The organism is Rossellomorea vietnamensis NBRC 101237 (assembly GCF_001591825.1).
Taxonomy (GTDB): Bacteria; Bacillota; Bacilli; order Bacillales; family Bacillaceae_B; genus Rossellomorea; species Rossellomorea vietnamensis.
This window is the reverse complement of sequence record NZ_BCVQ01000002.1, coordinates 73,451-92,307: the sequence shown is the minus strand read 5'-3', so window position 1 is coordinate 92,307 and position 18,857 is coordinate 73,451. Positions and strand designations below refer to the sequence as shown.

At 39.2% G+C, this 18,857-nt stretch carries 17 protein-coding genes; 2 read left to right on the top strand and 15 right to left on the bottom strand.

The features are described from left to right. Positions 1-88: 88 nt before the first annotated feature. From galU to BVI01S_RS01580, 6 genes are all read right to left on the bottom strand, one after another. Positions 89-982 carry a UTP--glucose-1-phosphate uridylyltransferase GalU gene (gene galU, locus BVI01S_RS01600; protein ID WP_061808966.1) on the bottom strand — a complete coding sequence of 298 codons (894 nt, stop codon included), beginning with the start codon at positions 980-982 and terminating at the stop codon, positions 89-91. A gap of 12 nt (positions 983-994) precedes the next feature. Continuing rightward, positions 995-2,815: a polysaccharide biosynthesis protein gene (locus BVI01S_RS01595; protein ID WP_061808965.1), complete on the bottom strand. Its 1,821-nt coding sequence runs from the start codon at positions 2,813-2,815 to the stop codon at positions 995-997. 111 nt (positions 2,816-2,926) lie between these two features. Further along, positions 2,927-3,073 carry a hypothetical protein gene (locus BVI01S_RS22700; RefSeq protein ID WP_167562089.1) on the bottom strand — a complete coding sequence of 49 codons (147 nt, stop codon included), beginning with the start codon at positions 3,071-3,073 and terminating at the stop codon, positions 2,927-2,929. A gap of 293 nt (positions 3,074-3,366) precedes the next feature. Further along, on the bottom strand, positions 3,367-4,134 hold the full coding sequence (locus BVI01S_RS01590; protein WP_061808964.1) for a tyrosine-protein phosphatase: 768 nt from the start codon (positions 4,132-4,134) through the stop codon (positions 3,367-3,369). 102 nt (positions 4,135-4,236) lie between these two features. Then, positions 4,237-4,908 (bottom strand): CpsD/CapB family tyrosine-protein kinase, encoded by a 672-nt coding sequence (locus BVI01S_RS01585; RefSeq protein ID WP_082804633.1) that lies wholly within the window; start codon positions 4,906-4,908, stop codon positions 4,237-4,239. A gap of 13 nt (positions 4,909-4,921) precedes the next feature. Then, the gene (locus BVI01S_RS01580; RefSeq protein ID WP_061808963.1) at positions 4,922-5,662 is read right to left on the bottom strand and encodes a YveK family protein; all 741 of its coding nucleotides are present in this window, start codon (positions 5,660-5,662) and stop codon (positions 4,922-4,924) included. A 196-nt stretch (positions 5,663-5,858) separates the two neighbouring features. On the opposite strand from BVI01S_RS01580, the gene BVI01S_RS01575 reads away from it, so the two are divergent. Then, positions 5,859-6,656 (top strand): SGNH/GDSL hydrolase family protein, encoded by a 798-nt coding sequence (locus tag BVI01S_RS01575; protein ID WP_061808962.1) that lies wholly within the window; start codon positions 5,859-5,861, stop codon positions 6,654-6,656. Between the two features lie 561 nt (positions 6,657-7,217). Here BVI01S_RS01575 and BVI01S_RS23205 read toward each other — a convergent pair. The 6 genes from BVI01S_RS23205 to BVI01S_RS01540 form a co-directional block, all read right to left on the bottom strand. Next, positions 7,218-7,598, bottom strand: a complete 381-nt coding sequence (locus tag BVI01S_RS23205; protein ID WP_369690869.1) for a CPBP family intramembrane glutamic endopeptidase — start codon at positions 7,596-7,598, stop codon at positions 7,218-7,220. A 302-nt stretch (positions 7,599-7,900) separates the two neighbouring features. Next, positions 7,901-8,905 carry a BtrH N-terminal domain-containing protein gene (locus BVI01S_RS21980; protein WP_082804616.1) on the bottom strand — a complete coding sequence of 335 codons (1,005 nt, stop codon included), beginning with the start codon at positions 8,903-8,905 and terminating at the stop codon, positions 7,901-7,903. Further along, positions 8,902-10,551: an ATP-binding cassette domain-containing protein gene (locus BVI01S_RS01555; protein ID WP_061808959.1), complete on the bottom strand. Its 1,650-nt coding sequence runs from the start codon at positions 10,549-10,551 to the stop codon at positions 8,902-8,904. The genes BVI01S_RS21980 and BVI01S_RS01555 overlap by 4 nt, the downstream gene beginning before the upstream one ends. A gap of 4 nt (positions 10,552-10,555) precedes the next feature. Further along, positions 10,556-11,326 (bottom strand): SagB/ThcOx family dehydrogenase, encoded by a 771-nt coding sequence (locus tag BVI01S_RS01550; RefSeq protein WP_061808958.1) that lies wholly within the window; start codon positions 11,324-11,326, stop codon positions 10,556-10,558. 23 nt (positions 11,327-11,349) lie between these two features. Continuing rightward, positions 11,350-12,630 (bottom strand): YcaO-like family protein, encoded by a 1,281-nt coding sequence (locus BVI01S_RS01545; RefSeq protein WP_061808957.1) that lies wholly within the window; start codon positions 12,628-12,630, stop codon positions 11,350-11,352. Then, a complete protein-coding gene (locus BVI01S_RS01540; protein ID WP_061808956.1) occupies positions 12,627-13,595 on the bottom strand; it encodes a TOMM precursor leader peptide-binding protein in 969 nt (322 codons plus the stop codon). Before BVI01S_RS01540 ends, BVI01S_RS01545 begins: the two co-directional genes overlap by 4 nt. A gap of 716 nt (positions 13,596-14,311) precedes the next feature. Between BVI01S_RS01540 and BVI01S_RS01535 the strand changes: the two genes are divergently transcribed. Continuing rightward, on the top strand, positions 14,312-15,646 hold the full coding sequence (locus BVI01S_RS01535; protein ID WP_061808955.1) for an S-layer homology domain-containing protein: 1,335 nt from the start codon (positions 14,312-14,314) through the stop codon (positions 15,644-15,646). A 79-nt stretch (positions 15,647-15,725) separates the two neighbouring features. Here BVI01S_RS01535 and BVI01S_RS01530 read toward each other — a convergent pair whose 3' ends face one another. The 3 genes from BVI01S_RS01530 to BVI01S_RS01520 all read right to left on the bottom strand — a co-directional run bounded on the left by BVI01S_RS01530 (position 15,726) and on the right by BVI01S_RS01520 (position 18,789). Continuing rightward, entirely contained in the window at positions 15,726-16,652 is a 927-nt protein-coding gene (locus BVI01S_RS01530) for an S-layer homology domain-containing protein (protein ID WP_061808954.1), read from the bottom strand. 189 nt (positions 16,653-16,841) lie between these two features. Further along, a complete protein-coding gene (locus tag BVI01S_RS01525) occupies positions 16,842-17,087 on the bottom strand; it encodes a DUF3006 family protein (protein WP_061808953.1) in 246 nt (81 codons plus the stop codon). Further along, the gene (locus BVI01S_RS01520) at positions 17,077-18,789 is read right to left on the bottom strand and encodes an S-layer homology domain-containing protein (RefSeq protein WP_061808952.1); all 1,713 of its coding nucleotides are present in this window, start codon (positions 18,787-18,789) and stop codon (positions 17,077-17,079) included. The genes BVI01S_RS01525 and BVI01S_RS01520 overlap by 11 nt, the downstream gene beginning before the upstream one ends. Positions 18,790-18,857 lie beyond the last annotated feature (68 nt).

Genomic DNA, 18,857 nt, shown 5'->3' with positions numbered 1-18,857 from the left:
CTCGCTTAAATTATTGCCACAAAAGGGCAAACTCTTTTTTACCTAAACCCAATGGACAACTATTCAAGTAGAGGAGAGAGAGTAAAACTCACCCCTCAACCCTCTCCCCAACAACCAACCTCTCCAAATACTCCATCACCTGAGGTCTCAAATCCTCCCGCTCCAATGCAAACTCCAAAGTAGCCCTAATAAACCCAAACTTATCCCCAACATCATGCCGCACACCATCAAACTCATACCCAACAACCATCTGCAACTCATTCAACTTCTTAATCGCATCTGTCAGCTGAATCTCATTCCCCGCTCCAGGTGTTTGCTTTTCCAAAATCTCAAAGATCTCAGGCCGCAATACATAACGTCCCATAATGGCATAATTAGATGGCGCATCTTCAACCTTTGGCTTCTCAACTAAATCATTTATGTGGAAGACACCATTGTCCATCTCATGATTATTAATAGAGATGACACCATATTTTGTTACTTCCTGTTTAGGCACTTCTTGAACACCAATAACGGAAGAGTTATAACGCTCGTAAACATCAATTAGCTGCTTCAAGCACGGCTTTTCAGGAGAGTGTACGATATCATCACCAAGGAGTACGGCAAACGGCTCATCCCCAATAAACCTACTCGCACAAGAAATCGCATGCCCTAATCCAAGAGGCTCCTTTTGACGAATATAATGAATATTAGCCAACTTCGAAATCCCCTGAACTTCTTCAAGGATGTCGTACTTTTCTTTCTTCGCCAGAGTCTCCTCCAACTCATACGACTTATCAAAATGATCCTCAATCGCTCTCTTCCCGCGACCCGTCACAATAATAATATCCTCAATCCCGGAAGCCACAGCCTCTTCAATAATATATTGAATCGTAGGCTTGTCCACAATCGGCAACATTTCCTTCGGCTGTGCTTTCGTCGCCGGAAGGAATCGAGTTCCTAGTCCCGCTGCCGGAATAATCGCTTTTCTCACTCTTTGCATCCCGTCCACCCCTTAGTTTGCATTGTGTACCAATACTCTCTCTTTCTTATTCGCTAACTCCAACACGTAGTTAGCCAAATATTGAGGATCGAACTCCGTATGATTCTCAATCAAATTTGAAACCCTTTCATATTCAAAATCCACCGTCTTTCCAATAAAAATCTTAGGAAAAATCGCTTCATTATGGACTTCATTCTCACCAAGCAGTTCCTCATACATCTTCTCACCAGGTCGAATCCCCGCAAACTTAATTCCGATTTCTTCTATTGTATAACCAGATAGGTTAATCAAATTCTTCGCAAGGTCCACGATCTTCACCGGCTCACCCATATCAAGGACAAAGATCTCTCCGCCACGCGCCAATGCACCCGCCTGCATAACCAGTCGTGAAGCTTCCGGTATGGTCATGAAGTAGCGCGTCATATCAGGATGAGTGACCGTCACCGGCCCACCTGCCTGAATCTGTTGTTTAAATAATGGAATGACACTTCCACGACTGCCGAGTACGTTACCGAAACGGACGGCCACGAAGTTCGTCTGGCTGTGTTTGTCCAGATTCTGAATGACCATTTCAGCAATTCTTTTTGTCGAACCCATCACGTTCGTCGGGTTCACTGCTTTATCCGTGGAAACAAGGACAAATGTTTTGACGCCAAAGGTATCGGCGGCTTCCGCTACGTTCTTGGTCCCGATGACATTGTTCTTCACCGCTTCTTTCGGATTGTATTCCATCAGTGGCACATGCTTATGCGCCGCAGCGTGATACACAACATCCGGCATGTGAGTCTCCATCACTTCAAAGATACGGGAACGGTCCTGTACGTCGGCGATGATTGGGACAATTTCAAATTCAGTTTTATATTTATTCCGAAGGAACATATCGATACCGTATATGGAATTCTCTCCATGTCCCAATAATAGAAGCTTCTTCGGTTTGAACTTACTAACCTGACGGCAGATTTCAGATCCGATCGATCCTCCTGCCCCCGTCACGAGGATCGTTTTCCCCGTCAATTTTTCCGAAATCGATTTCGTATCAAGTTCTACGGGGTCTCTTCCAAGCAAGTCTTCTACCTGTACGTCACGGAATTGATTGACAGATACCTTACCTGACACAATGTCTTCAAGCATAGGCATGATCTGCGTCTTGGCATTGGTCTTGCTGCATTCCTGATAGACTTTCTGGATTTCTGACTTACTCATGGATGGAATCGCAATGATGATGGTTTCTACGTTCAATTTCTCCACAAGCTTCGGTATATCTTTCGTTCTTCCCACTACGGTGACACCATAGATTTGAAGTCTTTGTTTCTTCGGATCGTCGTCGACGAACCCTACTGGCAGAATCTCTGCATCATGATTCTTCATGAATTGACGTACCAGCATGGAACCTGCTGCTCCGGCCCCGATGATGAGGGCGCGTTTCTTTTCCTGCTTTGTCTTTATGTAGTAGTCTCTGTACATTCTCCAGGAGAACCGAGATCCCCCGATCAGGATGACATGAAGCATCCAGGTGATGCCGAGGACACGGACATAGACATTGCCGTTTACGACGTATTGGATGACTCCAGTGAGGATAATGGAAAACGTAACGGCCCTTACAACCGCCAGCATTTCTCCGACACTCGCATGTTCCCATGCTTTATGATATAGGCGATAAATGAATGCAAATACATGGTGACTGACCAGTAATGCAATGGAGCTTACAATAAGGGTCGGAAGGGTATAAATACTGAAGTACGGATTGAGGGTATAATAGCCAATATAAATAGCAGTTAACACAATGATTGAATCCAGCAGCATCAGCATCGATACTCTTTTTGAATAGCTCATTTCGGTTCCTCCTTTTTAATAGTAAATACTCTACAACTCTTGTCATGTCTAATTTCGACAAAAATAAATACCTAAGGGAAACATATACTCGTATATCCTTTCCTTAGGAATTTATATTTTCTTAGATTCTTTTCGTCTCTTCTCAATCGCCTGATTGACGAGAGATTGAATTTCCTGAAGATGCTCATACGGGGCATCCTGATAAATATAGCGGACCGCCTTTTGTATACTCTTGGGGAATTTCTTGAAGTTTCTCATGAAGTGTAAATCTCCTTATCTCTACAACACACAAATACGATAAAGCGTTTTCATCGGCGTTCTTTTCTGTATTTTAATAAAATTATAATATGGGCATCTAACCCACCCTCACATCCCACCACTGACGACGAGCGTCTAAGGCGAAGTTTCCCTCCCCCACGGCGTGACCGAGTGCCTCCATCGATAATGGTGAGGAGACATTCCCAAAATTCTACTGTGGTCTGTGTGTATAACTTCATTCCCATTTACCAACGACAATAGCTTCTTAGGATTACCTGTATCTTGATTCTCTTTTAAAAGATTCCAAGGAACTTCTTCTTTTTGATCATCTCAGGTATCTCTTTATAGATTGATTTCCCATCGACTAACATCTCGGCATTTTCAGTAAAGTAATAGACCATATCTATTCCGTACTTTTTCTCTATATTGTCCATCGCTTCTTCCATTTTGAAAGAGCGGTTATGGATATTATGGGCATCTGATGCGATGAAGTGTGTCAGGTTGGCTTCGATCATCTGTTGTGAAAACTTCTGGATGTTTTTGCCGAAGTAGCCGTTAAGACTGGAGGCTGTCAGCTGAGTCACGGCACCGTTTTTGACCAGCTTGTAGAGCTTGTCCGGTCGTTCGATCAGTTCTGCATTACGTTCCGGATGGACAATGACGGGTGTCAGGCCTTCTACCTGGATATCATAGAGGAGCTTCTCAGCATATCTCGGTACGGAATTCGAAGGAAACTCAATGAATACATAGTTTGAGGACTGATTAAGAGGAAGGATCTCTCCCTTTTGGTAGTCTTCTAGAATTTCTCCATAGATGCGGCATTCCTGGCCAGGGAGGACCTGGAGATGGATGCTTTCCTGTTTTAACGTTTCATTCAGATTGGTCACAAGTGGAAGGATGTCCGACTTTACATTGTCGTACTTTCCGTTCATATGATGAGGAGTCGCGATGATGGTATGGATGCCTTCTGATACGGCTTGTTTCGCCATATCGATGCTGTCTTCGACTGTTTTCGCTCCGTCGTCAACACCGGGCAAAATGTGGCTGTGTATATCGATCATGTTGACTCCTCCTTTAATAGGTATTTCGACTTATTTTTACTCCAACTTCCATTTTACGCTAATGGGTATAGATGTAAAGGGGTGTAATTTGTCGAATTGATTCTATTTTTTTCCATAATAGTAATAATAGCTCGTATCTTTGATTTCACGATTGTTCAGCACGACACCTAGAAGCTTAGCTTTGGCAGAATCCAAGGTTTCTTTCGCCTTCTGTGCTCCTTCAATTTCAGTGGTACCCGAGCTGACCACGAGAATCGATCCATCACATTGATTCGCCAGCACCTGTCCATCGGATACAGCCAGGATCGGCGGGGTATCAAAGATGACCATGCTGTAATGCTTATACGCTTCTTCCAGGAAGTGAACCATGGCTCTCGAACTGAGCAGTTCAGCTGGATTCGGAGGGATCGGTCCGCATGTCAGTACGTCCATATCGGGTACATCTGTCGTATTTGTGACTTCTGTTAGCTCTTTTTGGCGTGTCAACACATTGGTTAGCCCGAATGTATTATTCAATCCGAATGTATAATGAGCAGTTGGTTTACGCATATCTGCATCTACCAGAAGGACCTTCTTGCCTTCTTGTGCAAACACCACGGCAAGATTGGCTGCTGTCGTCGATTTCCCTTCACCTGGACCGGCTGATGACACCATCAGGGATCGAATCTCCTGATCGACCGATGAGAAGTTGATATTGGTCCGGATCGTCTTATACTGCTCGGAAATTGGAGACTTGGGTTGTGTTTTCGTAATCAGTTTCCGTTGATTGTTCATCTGCTTCATTTTCTTAGCCAATGGTCTCACCTCTTACGCTTGATTTCCGGTCCATCCGGCTCGATTTCTTTTCATGCTGATCGTCTATCCGGGTGATTGAACCAAGAACCGGTACGCCCAACAGCTTCTCGACTTCCTGTTCCGTTTTGATCGTGTTGTCCAGGAATTCGAGCAAGAACGCAAGTCCGACACCGATCATCAACCCTACTACCGTAGCGATTGCGATGTTCAAAAGGGGCTTAGGCTTGATTGGTGATTGTTTTTCTCCCACTTCAGCCTTTGCCAGGATACTGACGTTGTCGACATTCATGATATTCGGGATTTCTTTCTGAAAGACAGAAGCTGTTTTGTTGGCTATTTCTGCTGCTTTCTCAGGATCTGTGTCCTGTACTGATAGATTGATGACCTGTGAATCTGCCTCACTGCCGACGGTAATTTTTTCATTTAATTGAGAGGTCGTCATGTCAAGATCTAAACCTTTAATGACTTGATCCAGAATGGTAGGACTTTTAATAATGACGTTATACGTTTTCATCAATTGCAGATTCGCTTGGATTTCACCTTGATTCAAGACAGGCTGATCAGACTTTGCCTGATTGACTAACAGCTGTGTCGAAGATTGGTAAACAGGGGTTAATAGAAAATAGCTGACCCCTCCGCTTACTAAGATGGCTGTCAGGGTAATGAGTATGATCAACTGCATTCGTTTCTTTAATGTATCCATCAATTCGCGCAAGCTTATTGTTTCTTCCATAATTTCCTCCTAAGGGCAAAAATATCTATCATTATATCATATCCTGTTGTTTTTTCTGTGAGTTATTGTCATAATTTTAATATACTTGTAAAAATATGCTTTACTCTATTAAACTATACATCCCATTCAGTGAATACCCCCATACCAAAACTGGTAATAATTACTTAGATGGGTATATATACGGAGGCTCACATTGATGAAGAACGCATCTCTATTTTTATTAGCAATCCTCACCATCGCTTTTCTGATTCTCGGAAATATCTACTGGCAGGAGCGGACAAAAATGGCAGCTGAAGGCCCTGTCGATACGAAGGTGAGTGATACCGAAACCATTTCCCCAGTAACTGAAACAGAAAAGGGTTCCGAACCTTCCTATGAAGAACTGACCGGCAACTGGCCGGAGAAGGCACGTAAGCAGTTTCTAGAGGCCGTCAAGTCTAACGAGCCATACAAGGTAGCCATCGTCGGTTCACCCGCCCTTGGTGCTGCTGCAGGTGGCTGGAGTGATCTGCTTAAGCAGGAGCTTACACAAACATACGGAGATCACATTGACGTAAACCTATTCCAAACAGACGAAACCTCCACCGAGTTTATGTATAGCGCTACTTCTGAAGAGGTCGTTTCCTATAAGCCGGACCTCGTCCTCTGGGAGCCTTTCACATTAAAGGATAATACGGTCGGAGTATCTGCAGAGGATACGGCTTACAGCATCAATAGTTTCCTTTCGGATCTACAGGAAGCGAACAAAGAGGTCACCCTCATCCTCCAGCCGGGGACACCTTTATACGGAGCGGTATTCTACCCCAAGCAGGTCGATGAACTTAAAGCGTTCGCAGAAGAAAGCAGCCTGACCTATCTGGATCACTGGTCTGCATGGCCAGCTAGCGATGACGAGGCATTGCAGGAGTATCTGGCGGAGTCAAAGGATGTTCCTAGTGAGAAGGGACATGATTTGTGGGCCGGTTACCTAATAAGGTATTTTGTTTCAAAATAGCCGTTTAACAAAAGCAGGACCTGAAGGGTAGGGTAATACCTCCTTCAGGTCCTGCTTTTGTTCCTCCAAAAAGATATAAAGTCCACAGATAAGTAATTTCGATACCCCTAATAATAGAGCCTCACGGTTAAAATTGCCGTGACCAGGAATATACCCAAAGAAGCAATAAAAAAAGGAGTGATGGTAATTGAAAAGATTGTAAAAGGTTTATCAGAAGAAATCTTGATAGCATATTTCATAAACACTCTTTCTTCATTTAGCATATGGCTGGAGTAAAATGGGGAGAAAAAGTTAATCGTCATTAAAATAAAGCTTGCCACAAACATAGTATTTATAAAACTATAATGGAATACGAACTCAATCGTTACTATAACAGAATTTAGTATCAGAAAGATAACCAGTGTTAAAAATAAAAATAACGTATGCTTCTTTAATTTTCCAGAAAGCTTAATATAGAACCACGATTCTAACTTCTCCCACAATTTGGACGTTAGTACGATGACGAAAATTCCAAAAAAGATATTAAAGAATGCTATGATAAACATGTCTGACTCTCCCAGCTTAGATATAATTCCAATAAAAGATAAAGAACAAATTCCATATAACATGGAGGATGATAGATGGAAATACAGACTTCGTTTTCAAATACAGCAATGAGGTTAGTGTACCTGCCAAAAAAATCATAAATAAGTCTTTTGTGAAATTGTCGTATAATCCACTAATATGAACTACCGGAAAAATAAATATCACCACAAATAAAGCGATAAAGGAATTGGTTTTTTCCATGAGCTTTCTTAATAAAAGCCCCTTAAAAAACATCTCTTCCCAAATTGGTGCCAGTATTCCTGTCCCTATGATAAATAGAGCGATTTGGCCAGGAGTTGCCAGGAAATACTTTCTTGAAGTGCTCGTTAGTAATTCAAAGGTAGATTTTAAAGGCATATCATATAGATAAATGGTAGTGAAAAACAAAATAAGGAAACTCAAAAGAATGTATACATATGTATCAACGGATTTAAAGGGTTTGATAACCAAACTTTTTCTTAGATACTTTCTCAAATGATAAAAAAGATAAAGAGAAAGAAATATCATAATTGAAGCAATTAAACTAGAATTATACCATGTGAAGAATGAGGGTTTAATGGTTGCAAAAATCAAAATGCTGCATATTATGATGCCCAAAAACTGTAGGAGTTGCTTCGAAAAATCAGAGATTTTTTTCATGTTTAATCCTTTCAATTTTGTCAGATTAATTGTTGTTGTAACTGTCCCGACACCATCTTGATTTTTGTCCAGAAATTCTTTTCAACTTCATATAATTCTTCTAGAAGTTCTTTTATTTCCAACAAATATTTCGAGTCTTTACTACGCCCACATCTAAAAAATATTTTAGCTATTTGTTTATACAAATTGTATAATTCATTCATTGTTTCAGAAGCGTTCACCGATTTATATTCAGGTATTCTTTCTTCAACCTCTTTCAAAAATCTATAATATAAATTTCTGAAACCTCCCCCACCAGATCCCACTTTTTCAAGGATGAGATATGTTCCTAAACAACAACCTTCCCATTCAGGTAATCCTGGCCAATATAAAATTTCCTCAGATAACTTCCTTATTCCACTAATTCCACAATTGGGATTAATCTCCTGCAACATATGCTTAGAATTATAAAAAATGGCACTGTTGATCGATTCATGCAGATCCACAGAAAATGGAGTAATTGGTGCCCAAATATTTTTTTCTGTAAAAGGCATTTTCGCAACACCTGCTGCTCTTATAAAGTTTTTCATCTTGATTGGAATCACTCCATTATTGATATAATCACTAATGTAAAATTCTTGTGTAGAAAGATCATATCCTATGATACTTATGGTGTGTGAAGCAATGTTAACTTTATCACCATAATGGAAACCTAGCTGACTGGTTTCTGTAATGGCAATAATAGGTATATCCTTATTTATATTCTCTATCATTTGGTTCAAATCAATGTTTTCTCTATAATTCCATCTGAAATCCTTATATCCCACATTATCTAAGAAGTTTTTCTCTAACATAGGCGTTCTAGTATGAATTAACCTGGGAAACCTGTCAGTATATGAAAAATAACTAAAACTAAGGCCACTCCCCAATCCAAAACACATAGCTTCAGATAAGTTATTCCCGTAAAAATTACTAAGTTCCTGCAGTATGGTTGAAGTACAATGTAGCCCTTTATAAGATGGATAATTATCTATAATATAACTCATGTTACTACCTCCAATTTTCTAGAACTATTAACTCCACTGCTTAAATTCAAAACATTTCCTTCTAATCCCTGGATATTATGTTCAATGACGATGATGTTCATATAACTTTGTAACTGAATTAAAACTTTAATAACCCTATTCTTCGTATTACTATCTAAATTAGCCATTGCTTCATCTAAGATTAATATATTGGGAAGTTTATTGAGTTGACAAACGATAGATAACAACTGTTTCTTCCCTCCGGATAGGGCTTGAATTTCAGAGTTTAGTGGAAGTTGTTTTAATAAAGTTCTTGTTGCCTCTTCTACTATTTCTTTCAGTTTTTCAGAGGACTCTTTTATCGCAAAATACTTCCGATAATGATCCAATTCTTCTTTTACTGTAGTACTTAGAAATTCTGGTGTTTGGAAGACTACCCCTATACTTTCTCTTAGGTCTTTATTGGGAAGGGAGTTAATATTAATATTGTCCATGAAAATATTTTCTGATTGGTATAGTTTGAGTAATGACAATACCAACGTCGTTTTCCCTATAGCATTTTCACCTTTCAAGATGTTAATGTTTCCTCTTCTTATACTACCTGTGATGCCCTTAATAATTTCTGCATTTTCGATATATACCCGTGAGTCATCTAACGAAATGTCTTGTTTTGATTCTGCCGAGAAAACTGTTTGTTGCCCTACTTGACTTACTTCCAGCTCGTTATTCAAAAAAGCTTTTACTCGTTCAACTGATAGAAGACTTACCTTTAATTTCACAAAATAATCTGAGATTCTTCTAAGAGGTGTAAAAAAGCGGAAAATATACAATATACATGCAACAAATTCTCCATAGGATAGTCTTCCATTCTCAACGTCTAATAGGCCAAAATATAAAATGAAAAGACTAATTAATAAAAATAGCAAAGTGGTAACAACACTTAATCCCGCTACTATTCCTCCCCTGCTTTTCTGATTCTTAGATATGTTATTAACTGACATGGAGTATTCTCCATAAAGAGGATTTTCATTATTCGATGTTTTATAGACCATAAGGTTATTCTGAATTCTTTGACTTACGCTAGTCAGATCATCTCTAAGGTCCAAACTGATCGAACTATTATTCTTGATTTTTCTATTATAATATCTATAAATAAAGAAATAGACTGGAAGAAAACAGACTAAAATAAGTGTAAACTTCACATTTAGTGATAGTAGAATAAAAAATGTAGTAATAAAAATGATAATCTCTAACATTAAATTTAAAAGAACACTATTAAAAATCCCCTGACAAACTGGTATATCATTTGTAATCAGTTGTATAATATTCGATTTTTGACTAATTAAACTAGTATATTTAGATTTTCTTATCACTTGATTAACTTCTCTTCTTAAATACAAATTACTCTTAACGGAAAGTGAATTTTCCAAGAATATATTTAAATAAATTAAGGATATATATACTAAAATACCTATTATAATGATATCCATGCTCTCTTGGAAAAATTCAAGATAATTGCCTTCTGACACAGAATCAATAATATATTTGATTACTAAAGGTATACCAATTGTAGTAAACAACATGATGGAAGTCGTAAGAGTAAATAGAAGAATGGTAGGAGTTTGTCTTTTATACAATGAAAACAAAAAAGCCATATTAGACTGCATATTTTTATTCTCGATCCTTATAGACTAAATTTTTATCTATACCAAACATTTCGAACGAGTCTTTTTTTTCAATTCCAAATGCGTGTGTCAAAAGTGCTGATTCATACTTATTCGAAATTTCCAACAAACAGTTCATTTCGTCTTCATAGTAACCAAACAATGCTCGGCAGGAAATTTCGTTTGCAGTGGAAGTTAGGTAAATATTTTGCGAAATGTGTCCCATATCCATTTGCATTAGTTTATAACCTTTATCCCCGTATTTGTTATACTGTTCTTCAAAACTGCCAACGTGTACGATGAGGAAAGAACATTCTGTAATATAAGATTTCTGATAATAAGCTTGTTCTATATTCCCTCTAAAATCACCAAGTTTCAATAATTCAAGGGTATTGTGAAAACTATTGAAATAGTACAATCCAGGTTCCAATTCTTCCACATTAAATATAAAAATATATGCTCTTATAGAGTGCATTCCTCCTCCTGAAGGAACTACCTTCCGATGATTATCAATAAACCCATAGGAATAAAATAAAATATTCGACAAACCTTCAAAGTTAATTCGTGAACGGACTTCTAACTCTACTGAGGACTTTCTGTTCAACAAAAGGTCTTGTAAACTGGAATTCATACGATTTCTATTTACTCTTAATGGGATCTCCTTTATTGCATAATGTTTAATATTCGGAATCTCTTTTTTATAACTATTGGGTGGAGTCTTGAATAAGGACACTTTTTGTTTTCTCGAATTCAAATCAAATTCTAGGGATGTATTCATAGGTAACTCTCCTTTCACAATCTTTATGGGAATGGATGTGGATCTTTATTAAAGCTTTCTGGTAATATATATCCCAGATTTAAGGGTACTGAAGTAAGTCTTTTACAATTTAGCATTGGAAGCCAAGTCTCCAAAAACGCTAATTCTGGCATGACAGCCCTCACCACATGAATTCCTTGTTCCTCCACATCTTCAGTCGTAACATCCACGGTATATAAATTTAAGTTTTTTTCTTTAAGTATGGCTTTTAACTCCTCAATATTATGAACTTTTGTTTCCGGTGTGAAGGTCTTTTGCGGGCCATCGAATAAGAATTGCAACTTTTCTTGCCCGCCACCTAAACCATAATAGTAAATATGATCGTGAATACTGTTGATTTTTTTTATATCTGTAATATCAACGAACTCCCTTTTAAATGGACGAGTAAAAAGGTTAATCCCTACAGCTGCTTCTAAAAATGCACCTCTTAAAGCAGTGAACCTATCAAAGTGAGATTTTGCCCCAACTTGTACGAATGGAACTTTTTCATAATTATTCTTGATAACAACAAAATAAGTAGGTACTTCAATATCAGTGGTAATATCTAAAAAGTATGTGGAAAAACCTATTTCTTCTAATGACTTTACTTTGTCTTTTAAGAAATCATCTTCAATACTACTAATGTCAATTACAGGTGCAGAAATCTTGTTCAACCACATAATCATAATTGCGTCTCTCTCAATGCACTCTAGTATTGCCCCTTCTTTCGCCATTGTTTTAGAATTTCCAGCAGCCAACCCTGTAGATATACTTTCTCTTATATGATTACTATAATGATTAGGTCCTAAATTGAAATAAACCGCTGTCACAGGAACTAATGTGTTCAACCCAGTTAACTCGTCAACACTCTCCACCCAATACATTTCAGAATCCTTTGTAATCTCATACCGTTCTCCATATACTTCTAAATATTGTTCAGGAAAAGGTCTTGTAAACGAGCAAGGATCTACCACTTTATACTCGTCCTTTAATGTATGATAACTCCCTTTAATAAACATTTTTTCATCAGAGTAACTGGCGCAGTATCTTTCCAAGCATTCCCCTATTGCCTTGATTTGGGCAATTTCTCTTGATTCAAAGTCATAACCTAACCCATCTAAATCTCCTTTAATAACTTCATTGAATTTATCATCTATTAAGGATTTCCTATAAGTTGTGTAAAGGTGCATAGGTACAGGAAGGTGAATATCCAGTCCCTCTTTTAACCCTTGAATCAACCCAATTTTCGGGTTAACAATCTCTTGTTTAACCTTTTCTAAATTCATACATATGCCTCCGTTGTATCCTTCTTTGACGTTGCATATACTTTGTTTTTCTCACAAACAGGGCAACCTGGAACTCTCAGTAATGTTGAAAAGGTACTTTCCATAGATTCGAAAGAAAATGAATACTCTTGGTTAACAATTTCACAAGGATATTTATTTGAAAAATATTTGGTTATAAAGGTTGTAGTTAAAGAAACAGAGGTAGATATCCCTCCCCATACCATCTGCAAATCTTGTAGATTTTCTCTACTTTCATAAAACCTTTCTCGCAATAATAATTCTTTCTTGGGATTCGACATGTTGGTATATAATCTCGTCAGATAGCAACTATAACAAGCAGTCTCACCAGGTATAAATAGAGGGCCGATCGTGACATTAGAATTAGTCACAACTATTTTTAAAAATGGGATGTTTAACCCTTTTGCTCGAGTTGATTTTTCTTTGAAGAAGTCCACATTTTCACCATACTCTATTCCCACGATTAAATTGGTATCAGAAGAAGGAGTTTCATCAATTAAGAATTTTTTGGATAAACTTTCTTTTAGGTATTTTGTCAATTTTTTATTTCCTGATAAATTCACTCTTTTTTTAATAAGCGAGTTAATTATTTCAATGGATGTTCCTTTACTATGTGAAAAAGCACTCAATAAGTTTTGTAGTTGAATATTTTCATCGTCATTTAATTCAATATTGTTTATAAGATTGTCAAACCTAATAATCCCTTTACTATTCAACAATTCTAAGATTTCAAAAATATAATTCTCTGGTAAGGAGGTAATTTCAGCTATTTCCTCAATTGTATGGATCCCATTTACTTCCCCCACCACCATTGTTATATCTTCAACTGAAGCACCATTAAAGTCGTAATGTTTTTCCCCATTAAAAATGGTCAAAGTATTACCTTCATCTAGTATATAGCTCATCCCATTTAGTATAGGCTTCCATTTATGTCCATTTAATTCCATTTTATTTTCTCCTATCTCAATAGAATAATAAATAAAATAAAGTAGAGGAGAATCAGTACAATTCTCCTACTACTTTGTTAATTAAAGCTATTACTCAGAGCAATATTTCCAGATGATATCTGGCGCACAACCTTGTGTAGTTGAGCAACAACCAGCACAGCCACTCGTACTACTCCCATCTACGTAAGGAACTACTTCTCCACTTTCAGTTACTTGTACATCTAACTTTTTTGTGTTATCAGCCATCATGATCTCCTCCTTTTGATTTTTACATATATTAATTACTATATGCACCTTTTATGATAGTTCTAAATCCTTATATTATCAACCAAATATTTCTAAAATTGTTATTAAATGTAATAATAATTGGTATTTCGACATCGTTCTAACCCTTGGTATATATAGTACATCAAGCCTATTTAGAGTGAAAAAACCACAATTTTTAAATTTTCTTTATATTTTTAATATTTTGTATTGATTTCTGGCTAATTCTAAAGACTTTAGCCTGAATTATTCTTTTAGGCATATTCGGATAATCCAAAAAAAATTGTAACTACTCAAATGAACTAAGGATTGATTTATATGAAATGAACAATTTTTTATACAATTAGGTAATTCATCCTGATTATATAAAAATTGCCATTATTGTGAGTTATCATTCCACTAATTTCTAAAAACATACTATACTTGTATTATCAAAGTTTAGGAGGGAATTCATGGGTAATCTACCAAAAAAGAGTTTAATGGTATTCATTACGACACTGCTCGCACTGACCGGTTTCTCATCCGGTGCCTTCGCAGAAGAAACGACATTCAAGGACGTGAAGGAGTACACATCGTTTTATGAAGAAATTATGTTTCTTCACGGGGAAGAGATCATCTTCGGTTACGAGGACGATACGTTCCGTCCTACCGAGGGCGTTACACGCGCTGCAGCAAGTGCCATGATAGGACGGGCACTTGGATTGGACGGCACAAAGAGGGATTCATCATTTAAGGATGTGCCTGAGCAGAGCTTTGCTTCGGGTTATATCGCATCAGCCGTTGAAGAAGGAATTATTAATGGATACAATGACGGGACTTTCCGTCCGAATCAATTAGTCACAAGGGGCGAGATGGCGATCTTCATCTCACGTGCCTTTGATTTGACGACTGACACAGAGGCTGTCTTCCAGGATACGGCTCCGACGATGGCTTCGTTTGAAGCGATACAGAACGTGTATGACAACGGAATTGCGAAAGGGTTCTCGGATTATCACTTTTACCCTTATAAAACAATTACGCGTGGCGAGTTTAGTGCCTTCCTTGCGAGAGGGGTAGAGGATTCGTTTAAACAGCCAGTGGAAGATGTGAAGGCGGTTGAAATTAAGCTGGCAGTGGATAAAGATAACAACCTGACACTAACTTCTCATTTGAACGGTGAGGTGATTCATGCGAATCCCCTGCAGCCTATTAGAATCATTACGTCGACTGAAGGCGATAAGCCAAGCTTTAAGTATGCCGGCGGTGTTTTAAGGTCAATTGATTACGGTTCATATTACGCATCACGAGGTTTAGGTGTTGGGGAAATCACGGCTGGCCTTAAAGGAGACCCAATCACCATACCGGTAACTTATATTCCGAATACAGCTGAGAACCAAAAGCCGATCAACGGCTACGTGACGGAATTGGCATCCCATAAAATCATGACAAGCTGCCCGATGTCCCTTAATGGAAGTACGGCACAGGATGTGATGGATTACTACGGAACAGAACCGGACTCCGAAGGTTATCTAGGGGGCGGCTATGGAAGAACATATGGCCAATGCACCTATTATTCCGAAAGTGATACAGATCTGACCAAGAAGATCGTCACGATTGATTTTATGAACGAAGATGACTCCGTCACTGCTCCTGCCTTCAAAAAAATCGTCGGCACTCCAGATTGGGAAGGAATCAGTGAACTGGATGGATACTGGACTCAGCTTTATCGCTTAGATGGAATGGAGCTGTATGCTTCTTACTTTGATAAGGGCTCTCCGCTTCATACCCTGCGTTTGAAGCATAAGTAAAGCTTTGGGACAGAGGGACAGGTTCCTGCGTCTCAGCTACAGAAAGGGACGGACCTTTTAAAGGTCCGTCCCTCTTCTATTATGGTAGTCTATGAATCATTTTACCCGACGCGTCGTATAGTTCCGCCGTGTCTCCTTCGTTGTTCCAGATGTAGGCGTTGGTCCACTTCAAATAAGCAGGCGGGTTATGAACTGCGTTATTTCCTGTTGTTACTTGTACTGTAGTACCCGATCTTAATACAAAGTTGGCCGGGAAGTCATACGTTTGATTCCCTTCTACACTTACCAGCTTCCATCCGGTCATGTTCACATCGTTCGATCCGTTGTTCTTGATTGTTACCACTTCTTTATCTAAATTAACACTAGTAATCGTTAAATTCCCCGGTATTGGTACCGGATCTTGCTTGAAACGGTCATCCAGTGCTCTTGCTAAGAATGCCGAGAATTGATCCCGTGTCACATCCTGATTTGGCCTGTATGTACCATCCGTGTATCCACCTGTTATGCCTTCTGCCAGGATTTTCAGGATAGAATCCGAAGCGGCCATGCTTGGAGATACGTCATGAAATGAGGTCTCCGCTTTGACAGTTAAATCGAAGGCTCGCGCAAGGAAGATCGCCATTTCTCCACGCGTGACGACTTTACTCGGCTTAAACGTCCCATCCGTATACCCGGAAATGATTTTCGCTTCCACAGCCGATTGGATATAGCCAGAAGCAAAGTTGGATTGACCCACATCCTCGAATCTAGTGGCCCGTTGTTCCCCATCCAATCCAATGGCTCTTCCGATCATCGCTGCAGCCGCAGCCCGTGTTACCGGCTTACTTGGAGCAAATGTTCCGTCACTGAATCCATTAATGATTTCCTGGTCTGACAAGTACGTAATTTCTTCAAAGAACGTGTGAGTCGTCGGAACGTCTGAAAATGATTTCGCAAAAGCGGAAAATGGGGTGAGTAATCCCGCAACCATTAGGACGGCTAGAAAAGATGATACTAATTTCTTCATTGTTTCTCCTCCTTTTACTTTTTCCATAAAATACAAGTATGTGTCATTGTCATCATTCTATAATACTATGAAAACGATTGAAACGATAAAGCGTATGGAAATATAAACCAATATTGAAGCGTTTTCAACATCGATTTCATTATAATACGGATTTATTGCGAAATCTCCAAACACATTCCTGCTTATCCCTTACTTATTTCGCAGATTCCTCAAAAGGTCATTTGCCTTTTTCTTTGCTTCTTCCGTTTCTTTTTCCAATACTTTAAATGAAACTATCTCTTCATCTTTAGAGAGGGTAACTTCTAATATGTCCCCTTCTCTGGAAGGCATGACTTTCTCTTTGTCTACTACCTTTTCTTCCTGTTCATTGGATCTTAGCAGAAGGACGGCTTTTTCCCCTTCAAAACGGTCTAACGTATACCATTTAGTGGCCACTTACTTTCACTCCCTTAGCATTGTATATAACGGAGGAGTCTCCTTCATTATTCCAGATATAGCTTCCTGTCCACTTCAAATATACGGGAGGATTATGGGCTGCATATTTACCGGACGTTACATGAACTGTACGACCCGCTTTCAAAACAAAGCCGTTCGGGAAGTCAAAGGATTGATTGCCTTCTTCACTTACTAACTTCCAACCGGTCATATCCACATCCTCTTTTCCATTATTCTTAATGGTCACGACTTCAGCATCAACATCGACACTTGAAATCATTACATTTGCAGGGGCAGGTTCCGAAACTCCATTTCCATCCCCATTATAAGAACGATCATCGACCGTTACCTCACAACCATTGAAATTCGCTACGATATCTCCCATTTCATAGGTTGAGTATATCTCTGATCCGGCATCCTTTAAGCTCTGAAGTACTTTTGGATCAGGGTGTCCGTATGAATTTTCGCCGTATGAAAGAATGGCTGCTGACGGGTTGACCGCCTCTACAAATGATTTAGATGTACTGGTGTCACTACCGTGATGGCCTGTTCTGAGTACGGTTGATTGTACATCGGCGTTACGGATCATTTCATCCTCGATCCCATGGCCAGCATCCGCTGTCAACAGGACACTGGAACATCCATTTGTTGCTCGTAATACAATGGACGCATCATTATTATCGCTTGCGTTTTCATCTGCATGAAGCACCTTTATCTGTACATTCGAATCCAAATCAATGGATTGACCTGTTTTTGCCACTTCAAAAGGAATGTTCTTTTGATCCACCAGATTCAGATAGTCTAAATAGGTATGAGATGTATGAGCTTTACCGCTATCCAGTACTTTCTTCACTGGTATATCTTTTAATACATCTAATAAACCACCTATATGATCAGCGTCAGGATGTGTCGCTACCACTAAATCAATGGAGTCTACCCCAGCTTGTTTAAGGTAAGACACCACCTTTTCACCGGCTGATTGACGACCCCCATCGATTAATATTGTTTTCCCGTTAGTAAGCGTCAATAGTGTGGAGTCCCCTTGACCGACATCAATAAAATGAGCTGAAAAAGGGTCATGGGTATTAGGTTTATCTTGCTTAAAACGGTCATCCAGTGCTCTTGCTAAGAATGCTGAGAATTGGTCCCGTGTCACATCCTGATTTGGCCTGTATGTACCATCTGTGTATCCGCCTGTTATGCCTTCTGCCAGGATTTTCAGGATAGAATCCGAAGCGGCCATGCTTGGAGATACGTCACGAAATGAGGTCTCCGCTTTGACGGTTAAATCGAAGGCTCTCGCAAGGAAGATTGCCATCTCTCCGCGCGTGACGACTTTACCGGGCTTATATGTACCGTCCGTATACCCGGAAATGACCTTCGCTTCCACAGCCGATTGGATATAGCCAGAAGCAAAGTTGGATTGACCCACATCCTCGAATGTAGTGGCCCGTTGCTCGCCATCTAATCCAATGGCCCTTCCAATCATCGCTGCAGCTGCAGCCCTTGTTACCGGTTTACTTGGAGCAAATGTTCCTTCATTAAACCCATTGATGATTTCCTGGTCTGACAAATACGTAATTTCATCAAAGAACGTGTGCGTAGTCGGAACGTCTGAAAATGATTTCGCCGAAGCGGAAAATGGTGTGAGTAATCCCGCAACCATCATCACGGTTACGAATGAAGCGATTATTCTTTTCATCTTTCTCTCTCCCTCCTAACAATAAAAAATACCCTTTCAATATTTCGAAAGAGTATCTTTTGTAACAA